Origin of the sequence: Pseudomonas sp. CFBP13509, from assembly GCF_005233485.1 — a bacterium.
Taxonomy (GTDB): Bacteria; Pseudomonadota; Gammaproteobacteria; order Pseudomonadales; family Pseudomonadaceae; genus Aquipseudomonas; species Aquipseudomonas marginalis.
Genome location: NZ_QGAA01000044.1, coordinates 1 through 6,796 on the forward strand (window position 1 = coordinate 1; position 6,796 = coordinate 6,796).

At 60.0% G+C, this 6,796-nt stretch carries 6 protein-coding genes and 1 pseudogene; 4 read left to right on the forward strand and 3 right to left on the reverse strand.

The annotated features are described in order from the left end of the window. Together PspCFBP13509_RS31180 and PspCFBP13509_RS31185 are read left to right on the forward strand one after the other, a co-directional pair. Nucleotides 1-1,247, forward strand: a 1,247-nt coding sequence (locus PspCFBP13509_RS31180; protein ID WP_137213190.1) for an RHS repeat domain-containing protein, incomplete at its 5' end; no start/stop codon positions are given. Nucleotides 1,248-1,250: 3 nt separating this feature from the next. Continuing rightward, complete coding sequence (locus tag PspCFBP13509_RS31185; RefSeq protein ID WP_137213191.1) at nucleotides 1,251-1,670, forward strand: hypothetical protein; 420 nt, start codon at nucleotides 1,251-1,253, stop codon at nucleotides 1,668-1,670. 97 nt (nucleotides 1,671-1,767) lie between these two features. On the opposite strand, the gene PspCFBP13509_RS31190 is transcribed toward PspCFBP13509_RS31185, so the two are convergent. The 3 genes from PspCFBP13509_RS31190 to PspCFBP13509_RS31200 all read right to left on the reverse strand — a co-directional run bounded on the left by PspCFBP13509_RS31190 (nucleotide 1,768) and on the right by PspCFBP13509_RS31200 (nucleotide 4,820). Beyond that, the gene (locus PspCFBP13509_RS31190; RefSeq protein WP_137213192.1) at nucleotides 1,768-2,997 is read right to left on the reverse strand and encodes a M20/M25/M40 family metallo-hydrolase; all 1,230 of its coding nucleotides are present in this window, start codon (nucleotides 2,995-2,997) and stop codon (nucleotides 1,768-1,770) included. A gap of 46 nt (nucleotides 2,998-3,043) precedes the next feature. Further along, entirely contained in the window at nucleotides 3,044-4,102 is a 1,059-nt protein-coding gene (locus PspCFBP13509_RS31195) for a diguanylate cyclase (protein WP_137213193.1), read from the reverse strand. A gap of 85 nt (nucleotides 4,103-4,187) precedes the next feature. Next, nucleotides 4,188-4,820 (reverse strand): LysE family translocator, encoded by a 633-nt coding sequence (locus tag PspCFBP13509_RS31200; RefSeq protein WP_065923925.1) that lies wholly within the window; start codon nucleotides 4,818-4,820, stop codon nucleotides 4,188-4,190. A 124-nt stretch (nucleotides 4,821-4,944) separates the two neighbouring features. On the opposite strand from PspCFBP13509_RS31200, the gene PspCFBP13509_RS31205 reads away from it, so the two are divergent. Both PspCFBP13509_RS31205 and PspCFBP13509_RS31210 read left to right on the forward strand, forming a co-directional pair. Continuing rightward, nucleotides 4,945-6,357, forward strand: coding sequence for an aminotransferase-like domain-containing protein (locus tag PspCFBP13509_RS31205; protein ID WP_137213194.1), 1,413 nt, complete (start codon nucleotides 4,945-4,947; stop codon nucleotides 6,355-6,357). 234 nt (nucleotides 6,358-6,591) lie between these two features. Continuing rightward, a pseudogene (locus tag PspCFBP13509_RS31210) lies at nucleotides 6,592-6,796 on the forward strand (ribonucleotide-diphosphate reductase subunit beta); the annotation flags it as partial.

Consider the following 6,796-nt stretch of genomic DNA (forward strand, 5'->3'; position numbering starts at 1 on the left):
CCGGCCCCGACATCGTCGCCGGCAACCGCCTGATGATCCAGGGCGACCGCCACTACGACTATGACGCCTTCGGCAACCTCATCCGCGAGCGACGCGGCAAAGGCCATCAACTCGTCACCGAATACCGCTACGACTGCCAGCATCGGCTGATCGGCATCACCCAACCCAACGGCCAAACCGCCAGTTACCGCTACGACCCGTTTGGGCGGCGCATCAGCAAAACCGTTGAAGGCATAACGACGGAGTTTTTCTGGCAAGGCGACAGGCTGATTGCCGAACACCATGCGGATAGCCATCGCAGCTATCTCTATGAACCCGACAGCTTTCGTCCACTGGCCCTGTTGGAAGGTTTCGGCCCAGAAGAAACGAAGCCGTACCACTACCAACTCGACCATCTCGGCACACCGCAGGAACTCACCGACCCCGACGGCGAAATCGTCTGGTCCGCGCATTACCGCGCCTACGGCCAGATCAGCCGACTCGACAAAGGCACAATCGACAACCCGCTGCGTTTCCAGGGTCAGTACTTTGATCAGGAAAGCGGGCTGCACTACAACCGTCATCGCTACTACAATCCGGATATTGGGTGTTACCTGACGCCAGATCCGGTGAAGCTGGCGGGTGGGATCAACGCGTACCAGTACGTGCCCAATCCCACGGGGTGGGTAGATCCGCTGGGCTTAAGCACCTGCCCGGGGGCAGATGGTTGCAAACCAAGGCCTACCGCTCAAAACCCAACTGGAGGTGTTGATCACGGAGAGCCCGTACTACCGCAACTGACACGTGTGCAGCGACAAGCGAGAATTGAGGAGCTAACCGAGGCCAATGCGAAGAACCGAGTCTTGGAATACGAAGCAAAGTACGACATGCATATGGTCGGTAAACACGGGCCAGAGGTACAGGACACCAAAATGAGTCGACGATCAATAGATGGGAAGGATCCAATAACGGGTAATACTCCGAAAAACAAAATGGGGGTCCCAAGCTCACAATTCAATAGCTGGAAACTCCAACTCCAGGCATGGACGAAAGCCACCTCCAGGGCTGAAAGGGGACTACCGCTTTACACGGGCATTGATGACAAGAAAAACGATATCGTACGTTTAGAACTACCAGGGGCAGGACGCGGCTACAAACCCAACAAGAAAGACAAAAACAACCCAACCTTCAACCCATCAATGAATGGCGCCGAGATGAAATTTCGTGAAGACGGCACACCCTTTACTCTATTTCCTACTAAGGAATAACAAATGCTATTCCATCCTTCTTCAGACCAAATACCTTTCGACGCTAGCCTGTACTATTTCGTGGGTATTTTTGATATTTACGACCAAGAGGAAACCAAGGGAGAAAAACTATCCCACTACAACCCTAACGACAGTAAAGACAGGGAAAGCCTCATACTCAAATATTGCCTAGATCCATACAACAAGCTTTCCTATCGTCACAGATACAAGCTAGTTGAGAACTTATCCCTTGCTTTACATACGGAAAACTATAACTTCCACTCTTATTTTGAGAACGATCCGGAGGAGTACTCAACGATGGCTTGGGACGAGACTGAAATAGAAGACCCCCGAAGTTTATTCTTCGAAATCTATCGCTTAGCGAACGAGGTCTGGAAAGACGACCTCCAAAAAGCCAGCCTCGAAGACCAGTCAACTTGGTAGTCCCACCGCAACTCCCCCTGGCAAACCACAATCCCCTGTGGCGAGCTCGCTCGCCACAAAAGCGTGCTCACCCCACGATAATGGGTGAGCGACCTCATCAACGCTTCGAAAGCTCCATAATCATCCGACTCAGCAAGTAGATCCGCGGTGCAACACTCTCCACCTCCGCATACTCCTGCGGCGTATGAATATTCCCCCCTACAATCCCAAACCCATCCAACGTCGGCGTCCCCACCCCGGCGGACAAACTGGCATCCGCCGCCCCGCCGCTGCCTTCAATGGTCAACTTTTTACCCAACTCCCCATAGATCCCCTGGGCAATCGCCACCAGCTTGTCCGACTCCGGCGTCTGCGGCATGGGCGGCAGGCCGCGTTTGAGGGTGGTGGTCACTTCGGTTTCCGGGATCAGCTTGTTGGCGGAGACCCGCACCAGGTCCTTCTCGATCCGGTCGAACTCTTCCGGCAATGCCGCGCGTACGTCGGCCTTGGCGGTGGCTTGGTCGGGGATGACGTTGGTGCGGTCGCCCGCCTTGATGACGGTGAAGTTGATGGTGGTTTTTTTCTCTTCATCACCCAGCTTGCCCAACTGCAGGATCTGATGCGCGGCTTCCATGGCGGCGTTGCGCCCCAGCTCCGGGGCCACGCCGGCGTGGGCAGCTTTGCCTTTGACTTCGACCACGGCGGTGGCACTGCCTTTGCGCCACACCACCAGGCCGTCGGCTGGGCGGCCGGGTTCCAGGTTCAGCGTGACGTCGTGGACCTTGGCGGTGTTGCGGATCAGTTCAGAGGCGATGTCGGAACCGGTTTCTTCGCTGGCATCGAGCAGGAAGGTAATCTGTGCATAGTCCTTGAAGCCCTGGTTTTTCAGGACTTTGAGTGCGTAGATACCGGCGACGATGCCGCCCTTGTCATCCATCACCCCGGGACCATAGGCGCGGCCGTCCTTGATGTGAAACGGCCGTTCGGCCGCCGAGCCTTCCTTGAACACGGTGTCCATGTGGGCCATCAGCAGGATTTTGGCCTTGCCGTTGCCCTTGAGGGTGGCGATCACATGGCTGCTGTTGGCGGCGGCATCCGGCACCCGTTCAATGGTGAAGCCCAGCTGTTTGAGTTCATCGACGGCGATGTCACTCACCTGGGTCAGGCCTGGCCCGTAGCCGGAACCCGAATCGATATTCACCAGGCGCTCCAGCAGTTTCAGGGCCGGGGCCTTGTACTGTTCGGCGTCCGCCTGGATCTGCCGGTGGGGTTCGGCGCTGTAGGCCGGGAGTGCGAAGGACAAGGCCAGCGTGGCGGCCAGGAGAGTACGCGGGAAGGTGAAGGGCATGAACCGGTCCTTGTTTTTTGTTGGGGTGCCGCCTCACCCTACCCCACTAGACCGACCGCAACCAAGTGCCGTGCACCGAACTGACCCGGTTGCGCCCGCTGCTCTTGGCTTCATACAGCGCCAGGTCTGCGTCGTTGAGCCACGTGGTGGAATCGGCGTGCCCCGGTTGATACGGCGCCAGGCCGATACTCAAGCTGGCGCGCAATGAAGGGTCCTGGGCGTACGCCAACGCGTTGAAGCGATCGCGCAAGGCATCCATCACTTCCGTGGCACGGTTGAGCGGCATGCCCGGTAGGATCACGCAGAATTCATCGCCGCCGTAGCGCCCGGCCAGGTCGGTGGCGCGCAGGTTCTGGCGCAGCACTTTGCTGAGTTGGCGCAGCACGATGTCGCCGGTGACGTGGCCATAGGTGTCGTTGATAAGCTTGAAATGGTCGATGTCGATCAACGCAATCGCGGCCCCTTGCTGTTCGCGGCGGCAACGTTGGAACTCGATCTCCAGATGGTCTTTCCAGGCGCCATGGTTGAGCAGGCCGGTCAGGCTGTCGGTGCGACTCAGCGCCAGCAATTCGCGTTTGTGCCGGGCCAGGGTCACCGCCTGGCGGTAACAGATCCAACCCAGCGCCAGCGGGTACAGCATCAGAATCGGCAGGCAGGCATAGAGCTGGACCGGGGTGGTCGTGGCGATAAAGGCCGGCGTGAATATCAACAGCGACGTGCCGATGCCCAGCGCCTGCGCCGCCCACCCCGCCAGCATGAAGCGCGGACCGCCGATGGCGACGTTGTTCATGGTCATCATCGACAGCGTCGTCACACCGGGCAGCGGGTTGAAATGCATGGCCGCGACCCAGAAACCGCCGCAAAACGAATCGAACAGCAAATTGCGCCGCTCACTGCGCAGCGTATGGGTAGCACGCAACGAGCGCTGAAAGGCCACGACCGGCCAGACAAATGCATTGATCACCATCCAGGCCCACACCCATGGCGCCGGATCCAGCGGATACATGCCAAACACTACGCACACAAAACCGAGCGTCAGCCCTAAGGTGCGGGATTTATACAAACGGGTAGCGAGCGGAAATCCTTTTCCTCCGACGGCAGGCATGGAGGGCTGTAATCCTGGATGAATGCCTGGAGTCTATCAGGGCGCCAGCAATTCGCCACTACTGCTCATTCCCCATCCAAACCATTCAGTGGGGAAAACCGCGGGCCAGCATCAACGCCACACCCAGCAACAGCACCGCAGTGATCCGCTGCAACAGCACACGGCGCCTGGGGTTTTCCAGCACGTGCTTGATGCGTTGGCCGAAGTAGCAATACAGGCAACCGCTGGCAAATTGCAGCACCAGGAAGGTCGCCCCGAGGATGGCGATATCCACCGCCGAACGTTGCTCCCCTGCCCCGGCGAACTGTGGGAATACAGCGCTGAACATGATGAGGGTCTTGGGGTTGGAGAACCCGGTCAGCAAACCCTTGCCGAACAAGCGGCGTGCGCCCTCTACTCCAGCGGCCTTATCCATGGCGACACCGCTGCTGGTCCATTGTTTGTAGGCCAGGTAAAGGATGTAGACCACGCCGATTATCTGGATGCTCTGGGTGATGGCGAGATTGCCCTTGATCAGTGCCGAAAAGCCCACGGCAAAGATCAGGATCGAAATCAGGTACGACACGCTGGCGCCGAATTGGGCCGGCAGCGAACTGCGCAGGCCGTCCTTTAAGCCCAAGCTCAACAGCAGCAGGGTCATGGGGCCGGGGCTGAAGGTCATGGTGGCGCAAAACAGCAGGAAGTAGAGAAACGAAGAGAGCGTCAATGCGCTGGTCATGGCCTTGGACCCAGGGTGAGAAGGCCTGCAGTGTAGGCAAGCGCCGTTGCACAAGGCAGGTAAAGTCAGGCCTAATCCGGCCAAACTTCACCGGTAAAAGCACCGGCAAACACAAGGACAGTTTATGTTTGTATCCGCCATCGCGTTCGTGGACGGCACACCCAAGGTGCAGCAGATCGTCGAGGCGTTCAGCCAGCGCATCGAGAGCGGCGAATGGGCGCCCGGCAGCAAGTTGCCGTCGGTGCGGGAGTTGACCCAGACCCTGGGCGTCAGCAAGTTCACCCTCAACGAAGCTCTGGACCGCCTGCGCGGGCGCAACCTGCTGACCTCCAGGCAGGGGCGTGGCTACTTCGTGGCGATGGACAGCGCGCGCCCGGCGTCGGTGGCGTGGGTCGACCTGCTGCCCCAGGACCTGCTCAGCGTGCTGCGTCGCCCGCTGGTCACCGCCGGCGGCGAGCTGCGCCCCGGCGGCGGCCACCTGCCGGAAGCCTGGCTGGACGCCGAGGGCATCCGCCAGGCCATGCGCAGCGTGGTGCGCACGCCGTCGTTGCGCATCGCCGGGCTGGGCACGCCCGCCGGGCTGCTGCCCTTGCGCCTGGCCCTGCAACAGAAGCTGCACGCCGACGGTTTGTCGGTCCCGGTGGAACAAATCATCACCACCCCCAACACCCTGCAGGGCCTGGACATGCTCATGCGCCTGCTCGCCAGGCCCGGCGACACGGTGCTGCTGGACGCACCGTGCTATTTCAACTTCCACGCCAACCTGGCGCTGCACGGCGTCAAGGTGGTGACCATCCAACGCCGCCCCGACGGTTTCGATTTCACCGCCCTCGAACAACTGCTGGCCGAACACCGTCCGAGCCTGTACCTGACCACCAGCGTGCTGCATAACCCGACCGGCCACTCCTTAAGCCCCAGCCAGGCGTTTCGCCTGTTGCAACTGACCCAGCAGTACCACTGCCATATCGTCGAGGACGATCTTTACGGCGACCTGCACCCCAACCCGCCGCCACGCCTGGCCACCCTCGCCGGGCTGGACCAGGTCACCTACCTGTCGGGTTTCTCGAAGATCCTCAGTGCCAACACCCGCGTCAGCTTCGTGGTGGCCGCGCCGCAACTGGCCGCCAACCTGACCAATATGAAGTTGATGAGCGGCGGCGTGACCTCGGAACTGTTCGAGCAGATCGTCTACCGCATGCTCAGCGAAGGCAGCTACGCCAAGCACCGCAAGCGCATGGTCCAACGCCTGATGGAAGCCGGCGGGCGCGTGGAGCAATGGCTGCGGCGCTGCGGGTGCGAGTTGCCGATGGCCTATGAGGGCGGGATGTTTATCTGGGCACGCCTGCCAGCGGGTGTGAACGGCGAATGGTTGGCCCAGGAAGCGTTGAAACGCAGCCTGGTACTGGCGCCGGGCGCGCTCTTCGGCTACGACCCGGCCCATCGCGATTCGATGCGTTTCAACGTGGCCCACAGTGATGAGCCACGGGTGCAGCAGGTGTTTGAAGCGCTGTTACTCGAGGCTGCGGGCGGGTCCTGAACGACAGCGGCGGTTCTGCCACCCCCTGCGACGTTCGATCCTTTCTTGTTCGTTGACCCATTCTGTTACACACCATATAGTGTGCCAACAAACAGAACAGACCACTACATAGTGTGCAGCATCGGTAATCACCGACCACACTCTGCGCAGTATTTCAATGCCTGGCAGCCTGCAGATCGTATTTTTTTGGACGGGTTCACATGCCGTCAAAACAGAACAGAAGGGAGTATTTCAATGCTGAGTTGGGATGAAGTCGACAACGAGGACACCGGTGCAGCCGTGATCAAAGGCGCCAACGCCGGCCACGCCAGCGAAGCCAACATGGACCGCCTCGACGGTGCCGGCGCCGCTGCCGCCATCGAAGCACGCGCCGTCACCGCCAGTGACTCCGCCGCCATCGTGCGCGCCAAGGCCGCCCTGGACAAACTCGACGTCGCCG

What these genes read in the sequence shown, in the direction of transcription:
- PspCFBP13509_RS31185 (WP_137213191.1), top strand. Translation starts at nt 1,251, where the DNA reads ATGCTATTCCATCCTTCTTCAGACCAAATACCTTTCGACGCTAGCCTG.
- PspCFBP13509_RS31190 (WP_137213192.1), bottom strand. Translation starts at nt 2,997, where the DNA reads ATGCCCTTCACCTTCCCGCGTACTCTCCTGGCCGCCACGCTGGCCTTG.
- PspCFBP13509_RS31195 (WP_137213193.1), bottom strand. Translation starts at nt 4,102, where the DNA reads ATGCCTGCCGTCGGAGGAAAAGGATTTCCGCTCGCTACCCGTTTGTAT.
- PspCFBP13509_RS31200 (WP_065923925.1), bottom strand. Translation starts at nt 4,820, where the DNA reads ATGACCAGCGCATTGACGCTCTCTTCGTTTCTCTACTTCCTGCTGTTT.
- PspCFBP13509_RS31205 (WP_137213194.1), top strand. Translation starts at nt 4,945, where the DNA reads ATGTTTGTATCCGCCATCGCGTTCGTGGACGGCACACCCAAGGTGCAG.